This is a genomic window from Leptospira abararensis (assembly GCF_016918735.1).
Lineage (GTDB): Bacteria > Spirochaetota > Leptospiria > Leptospirales > Leptospiraceae > Leptospira_A > Leptospira_A abararensis.
Map to the genome: position 1 here is coordinate 1 of NZ_JAFFPR010000009.1, position 18,239 is coordinate 18,239.

Annotated in this window: 15 protein-coding genes; 12 read left to right on the forward strand and 3 right to left on the reverse strand. The window is 37.5% G+C overall.

Annotated features, from left to right (window positions below):
* The 6 genes from JWG40_RS02595 to JWG40_RS02620 form a co-directional block, all read left to right on the forward strand.
* Positions 1-359, forward strand: a 359-nt coding sequence (locus JWG40_RS02595) for a 3-dehydroquinate synthase family protein (protein ID WP_456298537.1), incomplete at its 5' end; no start/stop codon positions are given.
* A complete protein-coding gene (gene eboE / locus JWG40_RS02600; RefSeq protein WP_205284317.1) occupies positions 356-1,555 on the forward strand; it encodes a metabolite traffic protein EboE in 1,200 nt (399 codons plus the stop codon). The genes JWG40_RS02595 and eboE, both read left to right, overlap by 4 nt.
* Positions 1,556-1,576: 21 nt before the next feature.
* Positions 1,577-2,974: an alkaline phosphatase family protein gene (locus JWG40_RS02605; protein ID WP_205284318.1), complete on the forward strand. Its 1,398-nt coding sequence runs from the start codon at positions 1,577-1,579 to the stop codon at positions 2,972-2,974.
* A 41-nt stretch (positions 2,975-3,015) separates the two neighbouring features.
* Positions 3,016-4,224 (forward strand): Crp/Fnr family transcriptional regulator, encoded by a 1,209-nt coding sequence (locus JWG40_RS20075; RefSeq protein WP_205284319.1) that lies wholly within the window; start codon positions 3,016-3,018, stop codon positions 4,222-4,224.
* A 111-nt stretch (positions 4,225-4,335) separates the two neighbouring features.
* Entirely contained in the window at positions 4,336-4,719 is a 384-nt protein-coding gene (locus tag JWG40_RS02615) for a DoxX family protein (protein ID WP_205284320.1), read from the forward strand.
* Between the two features lie 71 nt (positions 4,720-4,790).
* Positions 4,791-5,105: a winged helix-turn-helix transcriptional regulator gene (locus JWG40_RS02620; protein ID WP_205284321.1), complete on the forward strand. Its 315-nt coding sequence runs from the start codon at positions 4,791-4,793 to the stop codon at positions 5,103-5,105.
* Between the two features lie 8 nt (positions 5,106-5,113).
* On the opposite strand, the gene JWG40_RS02625 is transcribed toward JWG40_RS02620, so the two are convergent.
* On the reverse strand, positions 5,114-6,103 hold the full coding sequence (locus JWG40_RS02625; protein ID WP_205284322.1) for a ketopantoate reductase family protein: 990 nt from the start codon (positions 6,101-6,103) through the stop codon (positions 5,114-5,116).
* A gap of 102 nt (positions 6,104-6,205) precedes the next feature.
* On the opposite strand from JWG40_RS02625, the gene JWG40_RS02630 reads away from it, so the two are divergent.
* Positions 6,206-6,577, forward strand: coding sequence for an LIC11742 family lipoprotein (locus JWG40_RS02630; RefSeq protein WP_205284323.1), 372 nt, complete (start codon positions 6,206-6,208; stop codon positions 6,575-6,577).
* A 51-nt stretch (positions 6,578-6,628) separates the two neighbouring features.
* Here JWG40_RS02630 and perRA read toward each other — a convergent pair whose 3' ends face one another.
* Entirely contained in the window at positions 6,629-7,057 is a 429-nt protein-coding gene (gene perRA / locus JWG40_RS02635) for a peroxide-responsive transcriptional repressor PerRA (RefSeq protein ID WP_205284324.1), read from the reverse strand.
* Between the two features lie 573 nt (positions 7,058-7,630).
* On the opposite strand from perRA, the gene JWG40_RS02640 reads away from it, so the two are divergent.
* Genes JWG40_RS02640 through JWG40_RS02655 form a run of 4 tightly spaced genes read left to right on the forward strand, consistent with a single transcriptional unit; the run spans position 7,631 to position 14,312 of the window.
* Positions 7,631-9,517 (forward strand): PP2C family protein-serine/threonine phosphatase, encoded by a 1,887-nt coding sequence (locus JWG40_RS02640; RefSeq protein ID WP_205284325.1) that lies wholly within the window; start codon positions 7,631-7,633, stop codon positions 9,515-9,517.
* Positions 9,514-10,818, forward strand: a complete 1,305-nt coding sequence (locus JWG40_RS02645) for a sensor histidine kinase (protein ID WP_205284326.1) — start codon at positions 9,514-9,516, stop codon at positions 10,816-10,818. The genes JWG40_RS02640 and JWG40_RS02645 overlap by 4 nt, the downstream gene beginning before the upstream one ends.
* Positions 10,819-10,859: 41 nt before the next feature.
* Positions 10,860-13,121 (forward strand): NAD(P)-binding domain-containing protein, encoded by a 2,262-nt coding sequence (locus JWG40_RS02650; RefSeq protein WP_205284327.1) that lies wholly within the window; start codon positions 10,860-10,862, stop codon positions 13,119-13,121.
* A gap of 54 nt (positions 13,122-13,175) precedes the next feature.
* A complete protein-coding gene (locus JWG40_RS02655) occupies positions 13,176-14,312 on the forward strand; it encodes a glycerate kinase type-2 family protein (RefSeq protein ID WP_232369125.1) in 1,137 nt (378 codons plus the stop codon).
* Here JWG40_RS02655 and JWG40_RS02660 read toward each other — a convergent pair.
* Positions 14,292-15,638, reverse strand: coding sequence for a C69 family dipeptidase (locus tag JWG40_RS02660; RefSeq protein WP_205284329.1), 1,347 nt, complete (start codon positions 15,636-15,638; stop codon positions 14,292-14,294). The two genes, JWG40_RS02655 and JWG40_RS02660, sit on opposite strands and share 21 nt — an antisense overlap.
* Positions 15,639-15,692: 54 nt before the next feature.
* On the opposite strand from JWG40_RS02660, the gene JWG40_RS02665 reads away from it, so the two are divergent.
* Positions 15,693-18,203, forward strand: coding sequence for a cation-translocating P-type ATPase (locus JWG40_RS02665; protein ID WP_205284330.1), 2,511 nt, complete (start codon positions 15,693-15,695; stop codon positions 18,201-18,203).
* The last annotated feature ends 36 nt before the right edge of the window (positions 18,204-18,239 follow it).

Genomic DNA, 18,239 nt, shown 5'->3' on the forward strand with positions numbered 1-18,239 from the left:
GTCATTGGGCAGCTCATAAATTAGAATATCTAACTGAGTTTTCTTTGCGTCATGGAGAAGCCGTTGCCATTGGGATGGCTCTAGATACCGTCTATTCCTTTCAAAAAAACTTTTTATCCAAAGAGGATATGGACCGTATTTTGGAACTCTTAAAAAAAATAGGATTTGTCATATATCATCCCAAATTAGCAGAAAACGAAAAGCAGAATTTATTTATGGGCTTACAAGAATTTAGAGAACATCTCGGAGGAAAACTCACTATTATGTTGTTAGCTGGGATTGGTTTTCCCCGAGAGGTTCATGAAATTGATGAAACAACTTTAGCAAACGCAGTGGATTATTTAGAACAGTTTCTATGAAAACAAAATATGGTTACTTAACCTATTGTTCCAATATCCATCCGGGGGAATCTTGGGAGGACCATTTTTCTCATCTCAAAGAAAACTTACCAATCATAAGGAAATCGATCTCTCCTGATGCACCCATGGGTTTGGGCCTTCGTTTGGCAAACGAAGCATCCATAGAGTTACTAAATCCCAAAGTCATAGGGCAATTTAAAATATGGTTAGAAAAAGAAGGTTTCTTCGTTTTTTTAATCAATGGGTTCCCTTACGGAGGATTCCATGGAACAACTGTTAAAGAAAATGTCTACAAACCCGATTGGGTTACCAAAGAACGTTTTGAATATACCCTTCGTCTTTTTTCGATTTTATCAGAACTTTTGCCTGCGGGAATGGAGGGCGGAGTTTCTACACCACCTTTATCTTATCATTTTTTTGACAAAAATGATTCTGATCGCAAACTACGGATCGAATCATCAACAAAACAAATATTAGGTGTTCTTTTCCATTTGATTAAAATCCAGATAAAAACAGGCCAAATATTACATTTGGATATAGAACCTGAACCCGATGGAATTTTAGGAACTGTGAGTCTATGGGTGCAGTGGTTTTTAGATTTATTTCTTCCTTTGGCTGTTCCTGAAATACAAACCAAGTTGGGACTCACAAAGGAGGTGGCAGAACAAACGATAAAGGAACATATCCGGATTTGTTTGGATGTTTGCCATGCTGCAGTTAGTTTTGAGGAAAACAAAACGATTTTGAATCTATTGAAAAAACATTCAATTCAGGTGGGTAGGATTCAAATCAGCTCGGCTCTAAAAGCCGATTTTGTGAAACAACCAAATGAAACATTGGATTTACTTGCTAGTTTTGATGAACCCACTTACCTCCACCAAGTGGTCATTCAATCAAATGGTTCGCAGTTAGAATCATATCCAGATTTAAATTTTGCGCTACAAAGAGGATTCAAACCTTCTGAAGAATGGAGAATTCATTTTCACGTTCCTGTATTTTTAGATTCTTATGGGCTTTTGTCTTCCACCCAAAACGAAGTTTTAGAACTCTTGGATCTTCAGAAGGAATTTCTTTTTACCAATGCTTTGGAAATCGAAACTTATACTTGGGGCGTTTTACCTAAAGAACTACAAATTCCGATGGCGGCTTCCATAATTCGCGAATTACAATGGGTAAAGTCAATTCTAGAAAAATAGACAAAAGAGAAGGATTCAAATATGAAACAAACAAAATCCAATAAGTTCCAGAAAACAGTTGTGATTGATATTGTAGGACTTAGCACTCATTTGGTGGGTGATTTTACCCCTTTTTTAAAAAAATACTTAGCAAACAAAAATACTCTACTCATTGAACCCATGCTTCCTGCAGTCACTACAAGTGCACAATCAACTTATATAACAGGGAAATGGCCAAAGGAACACGGGATCGTAGGGAACGGTTGGTATGATCATGAAGATGCTGAAATCAAATTTTGGAAGCAATCAAACCATTTGGTAGGTGCAGAAAAGATATGGGAAAGGGCTAAAAAAATAGATCCAAACTTTACCTGTTCCAAAATGTTTTGGTGGTATAATATGTACTCTACAGCTGACTATTCCGTGACACCAAGGCCACAATACCATGCTGATGGAGTGAAAGCTCCCGATTGTTATTCCCACCCACCTGAACTTCGTGATGAATTACAATCGAACTTAGGCAAGTTTCCTTTGTTTCATTTTTGGGGACCAAATGCCAATATTAAATCAACAAAATGGATTGCAGATGCCACTGTCTTTGTCGATAAAAAATACAATCCAACATTAACTCTGGTGTATCTTCCCCATTTGGATTATTGCCTTCAAAAGTTTGGACCGAATCTTTCTTTGATAAAAAAAGAGCTTTCTGAAATTGATCTGGTTCTTAAACAACTCATCGAATATTACGAAAGAAATCATACGAAGATCATTTTACTTTCCGAATATGGGATTACTCCAGTACATCGGCCCATCCATATCAATCGGATTCTAAGAGAAAATGGTCTCATTTCTGTTCGCAAAGAAAGGTGGTATGAACTTTTAGATCCAGGTGCATCCAAAGCCTTTGCTGTTTCTGACCATCAAATTTCTCATATCTATTTTAATGATCCCAGTGTTAAAAACCAGGTGGTAAAGATTTTAGAAAAAGTTCCAGGCATTGATCTTGTTTTAGACAAAAAAGATCAAAAAAAATACCATCTGGAACATAAACGATCGGGGGATATTGTAACGGTCGCTGATTCAGATTCTTGGTTTACATATTACTATTGGTTAGATGATAGGAAGGCGCCAGATTATGCCCGTTTGGTGGATATCCACCGAAAACCTGGGTATGATCCTTGTGAGATGTTTATGGATCCGAAAAAGCCGGGGATCAAATTTAGGGCGGGGCTAACGTTACTCCGTAAAAAACTTGGATTCCGTTATCTAATGGATGTAATTCCCTTGGATGCAAGTTTGGTGAAGGGTTCTCACGGTTCCATTCATAGAAAAAAGGAATTTTTTCCAATTTTTGCCTCTGAAAAACCACATCCAGGAAAAGAAATTTCTGCTAATAAAGTGTACGATTTGATTTGGGATCAGATGACTTCCAAGATTTAAATGTTTGACTAGTAACCTTCAAAGACAATATTTTAAACTCAGTGTCCGCAGAAGAAATCAAAGTTGTCAATTATTCCAAAGGTGCTGCCATTGTTGTGCAGAACTCCATCAATACAGGAAACTTTTTTATTGTAAGATCTGGTCGTGTGTCTGTTGATTCCGAACATATCGTGGTTGACCATGAACTTGCTTTTTATGAAGCAGGGGATAGTTTTGGACTTGTTTCCGCCCTTACCGAACATCGATTTTTAGTGACTTTGTTTGCCGATACTGACGTAGAGTTAGTGCAAATTCCCATCAGACTTCTAGGATCCTATCTCAAAGAACGCAAAGAGTTAGCAATGAAGATTTTGGGTTTGTATTCTAGGGAACTCAGAACTTTACAAAAACATCTTTCTAAGGCAAACAAACCTGCCGATAGAGAATACCATCCAGAAAGATTGTTACTCAATGCTCGTACTTATTTGTCTTGGCAGAAACCAAATTTAGCAGTTTACTCCCTCCAAACCTTTCTTAAATGGTCAAAGGAAAATAACTCAACCGAAAATCTAACAGAGGCAACCGAACTACTTAAATCTATAGGTTCTAATTACAAACCTTTTGTTTGGGATAGTATGCAGTCTAGTTTGGAAGCTGGTGAAATTCTTTTTGTCGAAAGTGAAAAGAATAACGAGATCTACGTTGTGTTAGAGGGGAATGTTAAACTATTTGGAATTGTCCGTGGTTATGAATATGTGATCGATGTTTTGGGCCCTGGAGAAATTTTTGGGGAGATGTCGTTAATCGATAATGCCCCACGAATGGCATCTGCAATGACTGAAACAAAAAGTAAAATCCTTCGTGTCACGGCAGAAAACTTATTTGAATCCGTAGGTCCTTCCTTATTGCAAAAAATCTTCGAAAGTATTGCCAGAAGGATTTGGTTTTCGCACCAACGTTTGGTCATCCTTAGACTAAAAACACCCGTGATCCGACTTTATGCTTATTTGTATAATTCGATCCGAGACCAAGACATTCGGTTGGGTAGGAATTTGGATGAAAGCCTTGCCAACGCTCATACTATATACATTCAAATGGAAGAACTCTGTAATATGTGCGGAATCATTAAGGTCAAACAAGATACCATCCATGAATTTATGACAGACACAAATTTGGTCATCGAACCCACCCGCATTACAATCAAAAGTCGCAAACGTCTGGAAGAGAAACTTGGCCATTATAAATCAAAAGAGGGGCAAATTGTCGCCTAATTTGCCATTGAATCTATCGCCTGGGGATAGGGGCCAAAGAATGAGGTCGCCATTTTTCTAACGGACTAAAATTTGTAATGATTTTTTTCTCCCCTATGTTTTATTTCGGTGATGAAAAAATTTCTCGTGTACTCTCTCGGGGCATTCTACATAATTGCAGGAACCAATCATTTTTTCTCTCCTGAATTTTATTTGGAAATGATGCCGGATTATCTTCCCTTTCATGAACTTTTAAATGTGACCAGTGGACTTGTGGAAATTACCTTGGGTTCCCTCGTGCTTTATGAACGAATGAGGAAAATGGCAAGTTACGGAATCATTCTGCTTTTACTCGCAATCTATCCAGCTAACATCAATATGTTGTTAACTGCATTGGAAGGTAAAGATTATGGGGTTCCTATTTGGGCTTTATATGCTCGGTTGCCATTTCAATTTTTATTTATCTATTGGGCATGGCTCGTGAGGGATTTTAAGTGGTCAGAAGAAACAACCTAACAAGATTGAGTTAGATTGTTTCTTTTCATTTTTTTGAATTTATTGCCTAATTCTGTTTTTAAATACAAAGCATGACAAAAGAGTTAAAACAAAAACCAAAAGATATAACTAAAAAAGGCGGTCAGTGGACTTTTCTTTCGAACCATGCACATGTCTTGATATGTTTGAGCAAGGATCCAGAGATGCGTTTGAAGGATGTTGCCTTACTTGTTGGTATTACGGAAAGGGCAGTGCAGGCCATTGTTAAGGATTTGGTAGAGGCTCAAATCTTAGAGAAGAGTAAAGATGGACGTCGAAACCAATACATCATTCAAACCGAACAAAAATTAAGGCACCCTTTAGAATCTAGCCATCCCATTTCCGAACTACTTCGGTTAGGTAAGTAAACAGAAATTCATTTTTTGATTTTTTGATTCTCTTCAATCTTTTTGATCGTGGAAACAATCCATTGATTTGTTGGTGTAGGAATTCCTAATCCACTCGCAATTTTGACCACCTCCCCATTGATATAATCAATTTCTGTCTTTCGACCATGATCCAAGTCCTGAACCATGGAAGTTCGGATTCGATAGTATTTCAAACCAAGAAAAATAAGGATCATGTGACGAATCCAATTAGGTAAAGCACCCACACCTCCTCCTAATTTTTGAATGGGGAATGATCCTGGAACAATTTGTTCTGTAATGTTCATATGGTTCATTACTGATTTAATTTCGGTTAGTGTTTCTAATGCTGCCATTCTAGAATTTTTACTTAGAAATAGTTCTCCTAAACTCAATTGTTTGGAGGCAGCAAGTCCATTAATAATCGAATTGATTGCCAATTTATGCCAACGGTAGCCTACCAATTGGTCCGTCAAAACCAATGGTATATGAGGTGAGAGGAGCTGGTTCCAAATCGGATCTGGTATTGTGTTAGAAACTTCACCAAGAATTAAGCTACCCACATTTGCTTGGTAATAGGTTCCGTCTGGAAGCATTTGGGTATTCCATCCAACCACTCCACCTAGGATTTTATTTTTGTCGAAATCCAAGTTTGATTCTGGAATCCCGTTTTGTATCAATATCCATTTCCCATTGGGTTTTAGAAATGGTTTTGTTTCTTTCAAGTAACCTTCTAAGTTCTGATTTTTGCATCCAACAAAAATAAAATCAAAACTCTCTTTGTTATCTTGATTCATTGTTAGGTGATTTTTAAGGTCTATGGTAATTATATTTCCTTTAGGTCCCTGGAACCTTATGGGATTAGAATGTAACGTTTGAAATCTAGTTTGGTTTTGGCAAAGGACTCTAAAGGGAATCTGATTTTTATATAATGCCTGAATGATGGTCACCGAAACGGAACCAATCCCAATGATTGCAATAGAGGGATAAAATGTAGTCATATCTTTGAAAAGTCTAGAGCTCTTGGTGGAAAAATCTTCTCTTTTTTGTTGACGGTACTTCGTTTGGTGATAAAAAACTCAGTTATAGTTGCAGGGGGCACGATGAAAAAATTTTTCACTCGAGTTTTTGTTTTAGTGTTAGTTGGATTTGTATTTGGAAATTGTATTTATACAGAACTCCGGTCTCCAGGCTTAGCTGCCAATATGACACAGTATGTTATGACATCGGAGGATTATCAAATCCTTGGACCCGTTGAAACCCAAGGAGAATTTGTTTCTTGGTTCCTACTCGTATTTACTGGAGAGACTGGTTATAGTGAACTTTTGAAACAATCACGAGAGAAAGGTGGGGATGACATTATCAATTATCGTTTTGAAGTCCGTCAAAAGAGCATACTTTTGGTTGTATGGAATCGCGTGATTTGGAATGCTTCTGCTCTCGCTATAAAGTATAAGGATAAAATCAAAAAATAAACGATACTTTTTAAATCGCAAATTGGGTAGGATTTGAAAACGGGAGGGAGTTTATTTCCCTCTCAGTGTAATGACCAGTTTTACTTGATCTAATTTTTTTCCTGTCTTATTAAAATAACTCTCTTTGAGTTCTTCTAGAACTTTTGTTTCTAGTTCTTCGTTCATTTCCACGTCTGTGATTTCCCCTGTCTCTTCATTGAGAGCATGGTGATGGGGACCTATATTGGAATCAAAATGTGTAACACCACTTTTTAATTCCAATGTCCCAAGCATTCCCTTCTCGGCAAAGAGTTTGAGGTTATTAAAAATGGTCGCCCGTGATGCATGAGGAAAGTGGGAATTGACCAAATGGAAAACTTCTTCCGCAAAGAGGTGTTGGTGGCGTTCTAAAAGCAAGTGCGCCATTTCCAATCTTTGTGAAGTGGGTCGAATCCCATGGGATTCGAGGAGTTCCTTGGTTTTTTGGTAACTTAAGTCCATTTCAGTTTCAGCTTCTCTGTATGCCTTTTTTTGTCAATAATTAGACTAAGTCTAAAAAATCATTTACTTAGAATCAGTATTGATTCAGATAAAATCTAATCTCTGATGGAGGAAGAAAGCCCCAAAATAGAAGTGAGGCTGAGCAGGGATCAGCGGGTTTGGATCTCTGGCACCATCGAAGGGATCCTAGGCTCTGTAATCAGGGAAGGAAAAAAAAGGAAACAGACTTTCTTCTTGTCCTGAATGGTGGAATGGTCTCTTTTCTAGAGAAAATCCCTTTCCTTTTGCCAAAACAAAATAAGTTCATTCAGATGAAAACAAGAGGAAAACCCCCTTACTTTTAAGATATAACCTAATGAATGTTAATCAATAAAAACGATTGCTAAAAAAACTGGATGTGGATTTTCAAAGCCAAAACTAGGGTGGGGAGATGGTAAACGACCAACACTAAAAAATTCTTGCACTTCTGAAAGTATTCTATTCAATCCTTTCGGTGTTCTCTAGTGATTATATGAAACATCATGATTTCTTATTTTTTTTCCAAAGAAGTTTTCTTTTCCTTGAGATGGGCCAATGAAACTCGTTTGGGTTTTGCTATTCCTTTTTAGTCTATCACTCAACGCAGAGGTGGTCTCTTTAGAATCGGGATGGACATTTCAATTGGAGGCAGAGACAGATTCTAGGCCAGTGTTAGTTGGTGTTTCTTTAGTAAGTCAAGGATACCGAGTTCCTATTCGTGGAAAGTATCGATTAAAAATTCCCATACCCATTTTTCCTGAATACTCGCAGGCCATCTATATGGATCGAATTCATTCCGCAGACCAAACTTTTTGGAACGGAAAAGCCATTGGTTCGACAGGAAGTTTTACACCCGACTATTATCCCTATTGGCATAAGGTTCGTTATTATGAGATTCCTATTTCTCTTCTGAAACAAGGGGAAAATGAACTAGTTGTAGAAATAGAATGTCGGGAAACACAGTTTAGGTGTGGTTTGTTTCGATCGATTCCTCTCTTTGGTTCTCAAGATGAAATTAAAGACAAAATGGTTTTTGAGGATGTAAATCAAATTCTCATTGCGGCATTATTTTTTGGAATTTTTCTTCAACAAGCCATTGGTTATGCCTTAAATCGATCCTCGAAATCCGGGCTATATTTGGCGGGAACTGCTATCTTTTTTGTGGGTTGGCGATTACCAGTTCTGAATAAAATCCATTTTTTAATGATCCATCCTGAAGTTTTGGTGAGATTATTATTTTTTTGTCAGTTCATTTTTCCCGTCTTTATTATGTTATTTGTCCATACTCTCTTTGATAGACGTATTACAAAACTAGCGGTGATTACTTTTTTTCTCGATACTGTTCTTGCTTTCATTCAATTGTTTCCTATGGATCCGGATAGCCGATTTTATTTGGTATATATCTGGTATGTCCTACTTGCAATTAAGGTTCCTATTCTTGTGCAACTTTTGGTAAGGAACTATAAAAAAACAGCCGAAGCAATTGTAGTTTCGTTAGGTGCCCTTGTGGCAACATTCTTTGGAATTGCAGATGTCATTACTGATGTTCTGACCGGAAAAAATGCTTATTTAACACAATATGGAATTCTAACTTTTCTATTTGCCGGAGTTCTTGCCATCGCCTTACAAAGTGCTAGGACCAGAAGAGAATTACGTAATCTAAACGAATCTTTAGAAATGCTTGTTACTCTTCGCACTCAGGAATTACACAAACAATATAAATTGTTACATGATGATTTGGTAATGGCCGCAGGATTACAATCAAAGTTAATCCCCCCCATGGAATTCAAACACCATACTCTGAGCGTAGCCTCTGTTTTTATGCCAATGGAGAAAATTGGAGGTGACTACTTTGATTACTATATTCATGAGGATGGCTCCATTAGCTTTTTATTATGTGATGTTCTTGGGCATGGGATTGCAGCAGCTCTTATAGCCAGTATGTTAAAAGTTAATTTTTTAGAGATTGCACCAAAAGAAAAAGATCCTGCCGTTTTTTTATCTGAATTAAATCTGAAAATGTTACCTGTGGTTGAAAAAAACTATATTACAGCAGTTGCGAGCCATTTTGATTTAGAAAGATCGGTAATGAAATATTCGGTGATGGGCCATCCAAGTCCTTATTCTATGAATGTTGTTTCTAATTCCCTGGCACCTCTTAGCGGGAGAGGACCTATCATGGGTTGGAAAAAAGATGTTTTGGTAGAAACCTTCTCTCGGGACCTGAAATCTGGAGATCGTTTCTTTTTTTATACGGATGGGATTACTGAGAGCCAAAATAAAAATAGGGAATTGTACGGAGAATTGCGATTGAAAGAACAGCTAACAGCCGGCTTGGATCTTTCTCTTTTTGAATTAAATGAAAAAATCAAAAAGGATATTCGAAATTTCGCATTTCGTTTGTCAGATGACGTAACATACTTTACGATCGATATCAAATGAAAGCCTTACTTGACAGATTGGGAATTCGGTGGTTACTCAATTTGGGCGTTACTGAACATTTGGGATTAGAATCCTCTGTTCGTGTACAACTTTCTAACTTAATTGCTATCTTGGGAATTTTTTCTAATATTCAGTATTCTATTTTCTTTTTTATTGCGGGTGCTCCCCATTACCAAATCATGAATGTCATTCATTGTTTTGTGATTTCAGCTTTAGTTTTAGTTTTGTACTTAAATACAAAAGAAAGATATTCTCTTTCACGGATTATATTGGTTTTTACAATTTCTGTTCCTTTGTTTTTTGTTTCGACCATTAGTTTTGGCACTTCTGGTGGATTCTATTATTACTTTTTAATGTTCGCAATTGTTCCCTTTGTACTTTTCTCTTATGAGGATAAGTGGTGGATTTTGTTTGTCTTTTTAATGAATACCTCTTTTTATATTTGGTTCGAGTTTTTTGGAAGTCCCGGTGATTTTATTAAAGGAACCCTTTTGTATCACAAGGCAGTGCAGGATATGTTCCGAATCAATTCTGTGGTTTCCTGTTTATCTTTTGTTGCATTGTTTATGTTTTATTTTTTAAGAAACATCAATCGAATCCAAAAAGAAATGATTCGAATCAATGATCATAAAGATCGTATTTTTTCTATCCTGGCCCATGATTTAAAAGGACCCATAGGAACGATGAGTAACTATTTAGGTTATTTAACGAATTCCTTACCCGAAAGAGAAGAGTTGGTTTTTGGTTTGAAAGAACTTAAAAAAAGCACAAACCAAACTTATTTAGTATTAGAAAATTTGTTGGATTGGGTTCGAAATGAAACCAAAAAAACTCAATACAATCCTTTGAATTTGAATCTCTCTACAATCATAAAAAATGCAACCGATATACTAAATATCCAAGCGAAGGACAAAGAAATATCTTGGGAAACAAAAATTTCAGAAGATCATTGTATCTATTGTGATGAACGAATGACGGCTACTGTTTTGCGTAATATCTTATCCAATGCAGTAAAATATTCTCATCCTAAGGGTAAGGTTTCGATTGAGGCAGAACCTCATTCCCATTTTATGGAAATTCGATTTCAAGACCGGGGAGTGGGAATGTCCGTGGAGCTTTTAGAAAAAATTATGGAAGGGAAACGATTTCCTTCTCGATTCGGTACGGTTGGTGAAAGAGGAACGGGCCTTGGTTTACTTGTCTGTATGGAGTTATTAAAAGAACAGGGAGGCTCCTTACAAGTCATTAGTAAACTCGAAGAAGGAACAAAAATTATTGTCCGTCTTCCTCTCGCACGTTAAAATCATTTCTTTTTTTTAAACTTCTAGTCCAATTTTTAAGTATGTGGCCTTCCTCTTATTTTCGTTGGTTAACCAAATCTGTCCCGACAGGGGCTGTAGAAATTTACCCTAAATTATCAGATTCCTATGAAACGAATCTTCCAAATGTATTTATCATCGGAGACCTAACGGGCCTTCCACTGTTGAGATTAGCGGCGGAAAGTGGAGTGAAAGTTTGGAAACACATCCGGGAAAAGAAAACCGATTGTTTGGATGCAGTGATTATTGGGTCCGGTCCTGCTGGTTTGTCTTGTGCCTATGAAGCAAGTCGTTTGGGAAAAAAATATGTCTTACTCGAAGCAAACCTTCCCTTCCAAACCATTCAAAGTTATCCTAAACAGAAACCAATTTTTGCTGAACCTAAAAACTTAGAGACTCGTTCCAAAATTAAAATTCAGGATTCCACCAAAGAAGATTTGTTAGAATATCTGAGTGAGTTATTGAAAAAAGAACCGATGGAAATACAGACCGGAAAACGAGTCTCTTCCATTCAGTTTGATGGTTTTCTTTATACAGTAAAAACGGAAACAGGTGAATCTTATCTCACCAATTCGGTAGTCATCGCTATTGGAAAATCTGGTGATCCGAAACGGTTGGGTGTGAAGGGTGAATCTAATCCTTCTGTTTTCTACCGTTTGTTCGATCCTTATGATGCAAAGGGGAAGTCTATTGTGATTGTTGGCGGAGGTGATAGTGCCGTGGAAGCTGCGATCGCATGTTCTCATTATGCGAAAGAAGTAAACTTGGTTCATCGGGGCAAAGTGTTCCAAAGACCCAAGGAGGAAAATCTAAAAAGTTTAGAAAAAAAAGTCCAGGAAGGAAAAATAAAAATTCTAAGAGAAGCCGAAGTAACAGAAATCTCCGAACAGAATGTTTTTGTGAAAACTCACCAATCATCCGTTAAACTTAAATCCGATTTAGTTTATATTTTGATCGGCACTACACCACCCATTTCTTTTTTAAGAAAAATAGGAATCAAAATTCAAAATGAAAAATCATTTTCTGATTGGGTGGGATTCGCTTCTCTTTTTTCATTTGCAGTCCTTGCGTATTTCGGAAAGGCATCTTTTTATGGGCCGGGATGGTTTTCTCCATTGGCCACAGCTTTTCTTTCAGTTTCAATTCTTTCTTTGTTATCGTTTGGTTATTTGAAGTGGAAACAAGGGATAGGATCTTTTCGGCCATGGAATTTTATCAGAAACAGCTATCTTCTTATGGCTTTCTGCTATTTTATTTTTGTCTATTTAAGCGCGACATATTTTGGTTATACGCTATTCGATAAGTATCCTTCTTTCCACTATACTATGTTATACTCTCTAACCATTTTGGTTTTTGGCATTCGCAGGATTTTGGTTCGAAAAACGGAATATATTTTTTACCAAACACTTAGTTTAATTTTTGTCCAAATTTTCTTTTTGTTTTTATTGCCTGAGCTAATATTACCTGCTCTTGGGGATTTTGGTTATTTAGGAAATCCCGATGGATACATTCGAACAGAAATTTTTCCAAATGATGCTTATTGGAAAGCCTACGGTTTTATATTGGCTTGGCCCCTGAGTATGGGAGTTTTGTATGATGGAGGGATCACAAACTTTTGGTTAGGTTATGGAATCCTATTTAGTTTTGGATTCATTCCGTTGTTGGTTTATCGATATGGTAAGGGTGCCTATTGTGGCTGGATTTGTTCTTGCGGGGGCCTTGCGGAGACATTAGGCGATGAACATAGACAAAAAATGCCCCATGGAAAATGGGCCTATCGGTTAGAACATTCTGGACAATATATCCTTCTCGTTGCCTTTTTACTCACTGCCTTGAAACTAATCGGTGTGTATGGTAAACTCAGTGATCCAAGTTTGGCGATTAGTGAGTCCCTTGCTGATTCCATAAAATGGATTTATGACATAGTTGTAGACATTGGGCTTGCTGGTGTGGTAGGGGTTGGTTTTTACTTTCTCTTTTCTGGACGGATATGGTGTCGTATGTTCTGTCCATTGGCATCCCTTATGCATATTTATGCTAAGTTCAGTCGGTTTCGAATTTTTTCTGATAAAAAGAGATGTATCTCTTGTAATATTTGTACAAAAAATTGTCACCAAGGAATTGATGTTATGGGATATGCTAACCGAGGTATTCCAATGGATAGCGTACAATGTGTAAGATGTTCTGCTTGTGTCTCTCTTTGTCCTACCGATGTATTGGAATTTGGACAGTTGACTTCCTCTGGGATTCATTATGATTCTCTCCAAGCAAAGCTACGGAAATAAAATTTGAATTCGCTAAGGGAAGATATTGAAACTTTATATTGGGAGGGGGTCAAAATGGCAACTCCAGACTTTCTCTCTTCGGAATTTTGGTATCAACATTCAGACCTTCGCAAAGTTCTAAACAATTCGAATAAGAAGAATTATGTTTTTGCATTAGGGAAAGCAGCCTATGCCATGGCAATTTCGTTTCAGGAATATGTTTCCGTTGATCAAGGTTTTATTCTCACAAAGTACAAACATCTTCCCGAAGAGATCAGATCCAAAGGGCAAATGGGAATCTGGAAATGTAGAGAGGCTTCGCATCCAATCCCTAATGAACATTCCGAGTTGTATTCACGCGAAGTAATGCAAGATCTTTTAGGTTTGGATGAAACCCACCAATTGATTATTTTGTTATCAGGGGGTGGATCCAGTTTATTTGAGATTCCAGAACAAGGATTTTGCTTAAATGATTTGATCCAATTAAATCAGGATTTGTTAAAAAAAGGTCTTTCTATTCAAAAAATCAATGCAGAAAGAAAAAAATATTCTGCAGTAAAAGCAGGAAAGTTATTAAAACAACTGAATCCAAATTTAAAAACATATACTTTTGCAATATCAGATGTGTTAGGTGATGATCCAAACATCATAGCTTCCGCCCCAAGTTATCCGGGAAGTGAATATTATATTATGGGAAATTTATCTGCTTCCCTTGTCGGTATACAAAAAAAAGCAGATTCTTTAGGTTATGAGGTAAGGATTCTTTCTGATTCTTGGGACCAGTCAAGTGAAGTTACTGCAGAACTTATGTATAACGAATTGATCAATGCAAAGAAAATAGATAGTAAACAAGCGATACTAATTGGCGGAGAATTGGTTTGTTATGTAAAGGGGGATGGACTTGGAGGACGTAACCAAGAGACAGCACTGCGTATGGCCATTCTTAGTAAATCGATAGAAACAGATAGGGAGTGGCTATTTTTATCCTGTGGAACCGATGGAACAGACGGACCCACTGATGCCGCTGGTGGGATTGTCGGAGGAGAGACTTGGGAGGAAATGAAGGCAAAAGGTTGGGATGCAGAGAAAGAATTAAAGAATTCCAATTCTTATCCCATACTAAAAGACACGAATGCCCTTCTTTTTACAGGTGCTACTGGAACCAATGTAAACGATCTCTTGATTCTTTTATTAGCGGAAAGGAATTCCTAAGTTCCGATTTTGTCCAGACCAGTAGATTTGAAAAATTGGATTTTGCCATCGACTCCTTCCTATTTTGGACTGAATCAATTCTTCATCCACCTTCTTTAGTATGTTTACATGATCTTTTAAGAATCGCCATTGGATCTCTTCTTTTTTCTGCAGGGGAAGATGTTCTTTGGAGAGATTAAAAACTGATTCTTGTAATCCAATCAAAGCCGGAACTAACATCGATCGTACGGCTTGGTAATCAAAATTGGATTTTCTTGCAATTGATTCGTGTAACCACCATAAGGTTTCCGAATACGATTCATTAGATAACAAACTTGAGGAACCCACGAAATTTTTTGTTCCAAAAAAGAAAGGTTTGAATAAACTCAAACAAGGAGTGGAAGTTCCTGTATAAAACACCCGGAGAGGATCTTGGTTGGTTTCCGAAGTATCCCATTCAACGATAAGGCTACCGTTGGTTTGGTTGGGAGTGGTTGGTCCTGTTGCATGCAAACATAGAGACTTCATCGAAGAAGAGGAAGGTTCGAATTCATCAATCTCAATGGAATGTGTTTTTAAAGTTTCCATTGCTTCTTTGGTTGTATACCGAGAGTTTTCTTCTTCTAAATTTCCAGCTGTTTCTTCGTGTAATTTTCTTCTGTCTTTACAATGGCTCATATATGTATAAAACTGATCACTGAAATGGTCTTTAAAAGAAAACTCACGATTGGAATTTTTTCTCAGTTTATCAATTAGGTTCGGTGAGGAGTATTCAAAGTCAGAACCAATAGTGAGACCATTGGAGATCGCATAAAATGTATCTATTTTTTTTGCTACCCAATAACGGTCTGCCGTTTCTAAAACATAACCATCTGTGCGATCTGCTATAATAAAACTATTATGATAGAAAAAAGACTTATTTTCATACCCACCGCAAGCGTCCTGTCCGTAGTTTTCTAATAATTCTGTGATGAGAAACAATGCATCTCGGGCAGACTTACACCGCTCCAGTCCTAACCGAATTAAATCCATTCCCGTTAAACCATCGTTTTTTTTAGGTTTTTTCAAATGGGTGAAAACGGCTTCGTTTCCTATGCATAATCCAAACTCATTCACACCCATTTCTGCTCCCCACATATGGAAGGGTTTACTTAGAAACACTTCATAAGTAACGGGAGTTTGCGGAATTTCAATATATGTTGTGCGTAACTGGGATCCTTTCTCATATTCCATACGAGGAACGTGCAGTATAGATTGTGCTTCGTTTGGTTCTCGGTCAGAGTTTTTGGCAAAGATTCTTTTTTGTGTCTTGGTAAATTTTTCAGTGGCAAGAGAGGTATCGCACATTCTAGAATGTTAATCAGATTTCTTTCAAAAAACAAGACCAAATCAAATAAGAATATGCATTCGATTCCAAAACAAATTTCAGAATACATCCTCATGGGGCTAACCCAGGAACAAGTCAGAAAAAACCGTAAGCAGTATGGTGCCAACGAAATCAGCTCTTCCCAAAAAAAAGGAATCTTTCAGATGTTATTGGGAGTGGTCACGGAACCAATGATTTTGCTTCTCATTTCCATAAGCATCGTTTATTTACTTTTAGGCGATCGTGGAGAGGCGCTCTTGTTATTGTTCTCTGTTGTGGGGATCATAACGATCACATTTTACCAAGAGAAAAAAACAGAAACTGCAATCTCTGCTTTACGTTCCCTAGCCAGTCCCAGGACCAATGTCATTAGAGACCAGCAAATCATTCGTATTGAAGGCAAGGATGTAGTATTTGATGATTTACTGATTTTGAATGAAGGAGACAGAATCCCTGCGGACTGCGAACTCGTTTCTGATCGAATGTTTTCTTGTGATGAGTCACTGCTAACGGGAGAATCAGTGCCTGTAACCAAATCACAGTCAAATCCAGTATTTTGTGGTTCGTTAGTTGTTAGTGGAGAAGGGGTTTGTCGTGTTAAGGCAGTGGGAAACCTCACTGAGATTGGTAAAATTGGTCGTAAGATTGCAGATGAGGCTATTGGTAGAACTTTACTTGAGGTAGAGGTGGCTCGATTGGTTCGCAATTTATTTATCGTTGCCGCTTCCTTATGCGTGATTCTTGCTCTCTATTTCGGAATTGTCAAAAGCCAATGGTTACAAGGTCTACTCTCAGGCCTTACACTTGCCATTGGACTTATGCCAGAGGAACTTCCTTTAGTGATGACCATATTCTTTGCATTAGGTGCATTTCGTTTGAGTACAAAAAATGTTTTGGTGAGACGTTCTTCTATTATTGAAACATTAGGTGCCGCGACTGTTCTTTGTTCTGATAAAACAGGTACGATCACTCAAAATAAAATGAAAATTGGTATTGTTGTAACGAAGTCGGAAACTGTTGCATTACAATCTGATTCTCATCTTTCTGAAGAAACCAAAAAAGTACTTCATATTGCTTATTGTGCCTCCAAACATCCTAGTTTTGATCCAATGGATATTGCGATCTCTGATTGTTTGACTTTATACCATGAAAGAGAAGAGTCCGCTTTACTATCGGTTCAAGATTTTCCTTTAACGCCAGACCACTTAACAATGGTTCGTGTTTTAAAGGAAGAAGATGGTTTTGTTAGTTACGCAAAGGGATCACCGGAAGCAATCTTTGATTTGTGTCAATTTGATTCTTCTGAACTGAAATTTTGGACAAATAAAACCGATGAATTTGCAAAACAAGGGTTTCGGGTGCTCGGTGTTGCAAAATCCAGTTCTCCTCTAAGTGAGATCCCCCAGGAAAGAAAACAAATTCATTATTCATTTTATGGCCTATTGGCATTTTTAGATCCAATTCGAGAGATAGTTCCTTTAGCTGTCAAAACTGCTTACGATTCTGGGATTCGAGTGATTATGATCACCGGAGATTATCCAGAAACAGCAAAGAATATTGCTGATCAAATTGGATTAAAGCATTCTCACTTAGTATATACAGGGAAAGAATTTTCCAGTTTAAGCGAAGAGGAGATGCAGAGAGCAATTCGAGAATGTAATATTTTTTCAAGAGTTAGTCCTGAAGACAAATGGCGGATCGTTCGCATGTTAAAAGCGGATGGTGAGATTGTTGCCATGACTGGCGATGGTGTAAACGATGCCCCTGCATTACGTACAGCAAATATTGGTGTGGCAATGGGAGAAAGGGGGACCGATGTCGCTCGTGAGGCGGCCGATATAGTATTGTTAGATGATTCATTTTCTTCCATATTAGAATCTGTTCGAATCGGTCGGCAAATTTTTGATAACTTAAAAAAAGCCTTGGGTTATCTTATCGGGGTTCACATTCCCATTGTAGGAATTACTTTTTTCCCCATTCTTTTCGATTGGCCAATCATTGTTTTGTCTGCAATCCATATTGTATTTATGGAAATGGTGATCGATCCCACCTGTACCATTGTTTTTGAAAGGGAATCTGTTGAATCAGATTTAATGAAAAGAAAACCAAGGGAAACCTCCGAACCACTTTTGGATCGGGAATTGTTTATCAACTCATTGATACAAGGTGCATTTTCCTTAATATCCGTTGTATCCTCCTATTGGATCACCGAAATCTTTCTAAAAGGAACATCTTCATCAAAGGTAGTGAGCACGGCGAGCTTTGTTACATTAGTATTTTCTAATTTATTTTTAATCCTAGCCAACAGGTCACTCCATGAGTCCATGTGGAGTCGGATGCGAATTGCAAATCCAATTATACCGTATGTCTTTGCTGGAACTATTGGTGTATTGGTTTTATCTATGTATTTACCCGGAATGAATGCAATGTTTCGATTTGTGCCTCTCAATTTTACTCAATTTTCCTCAGCGATCTTGGTTGCATTTGTGGGAGTTTTGTTCTATGATATGACAAAAGTTTTAGTTTCAAAATTACTTCGTGGCTGACATGGACGGAGTCTGTTTCTAAACTTAGCAAAAGCT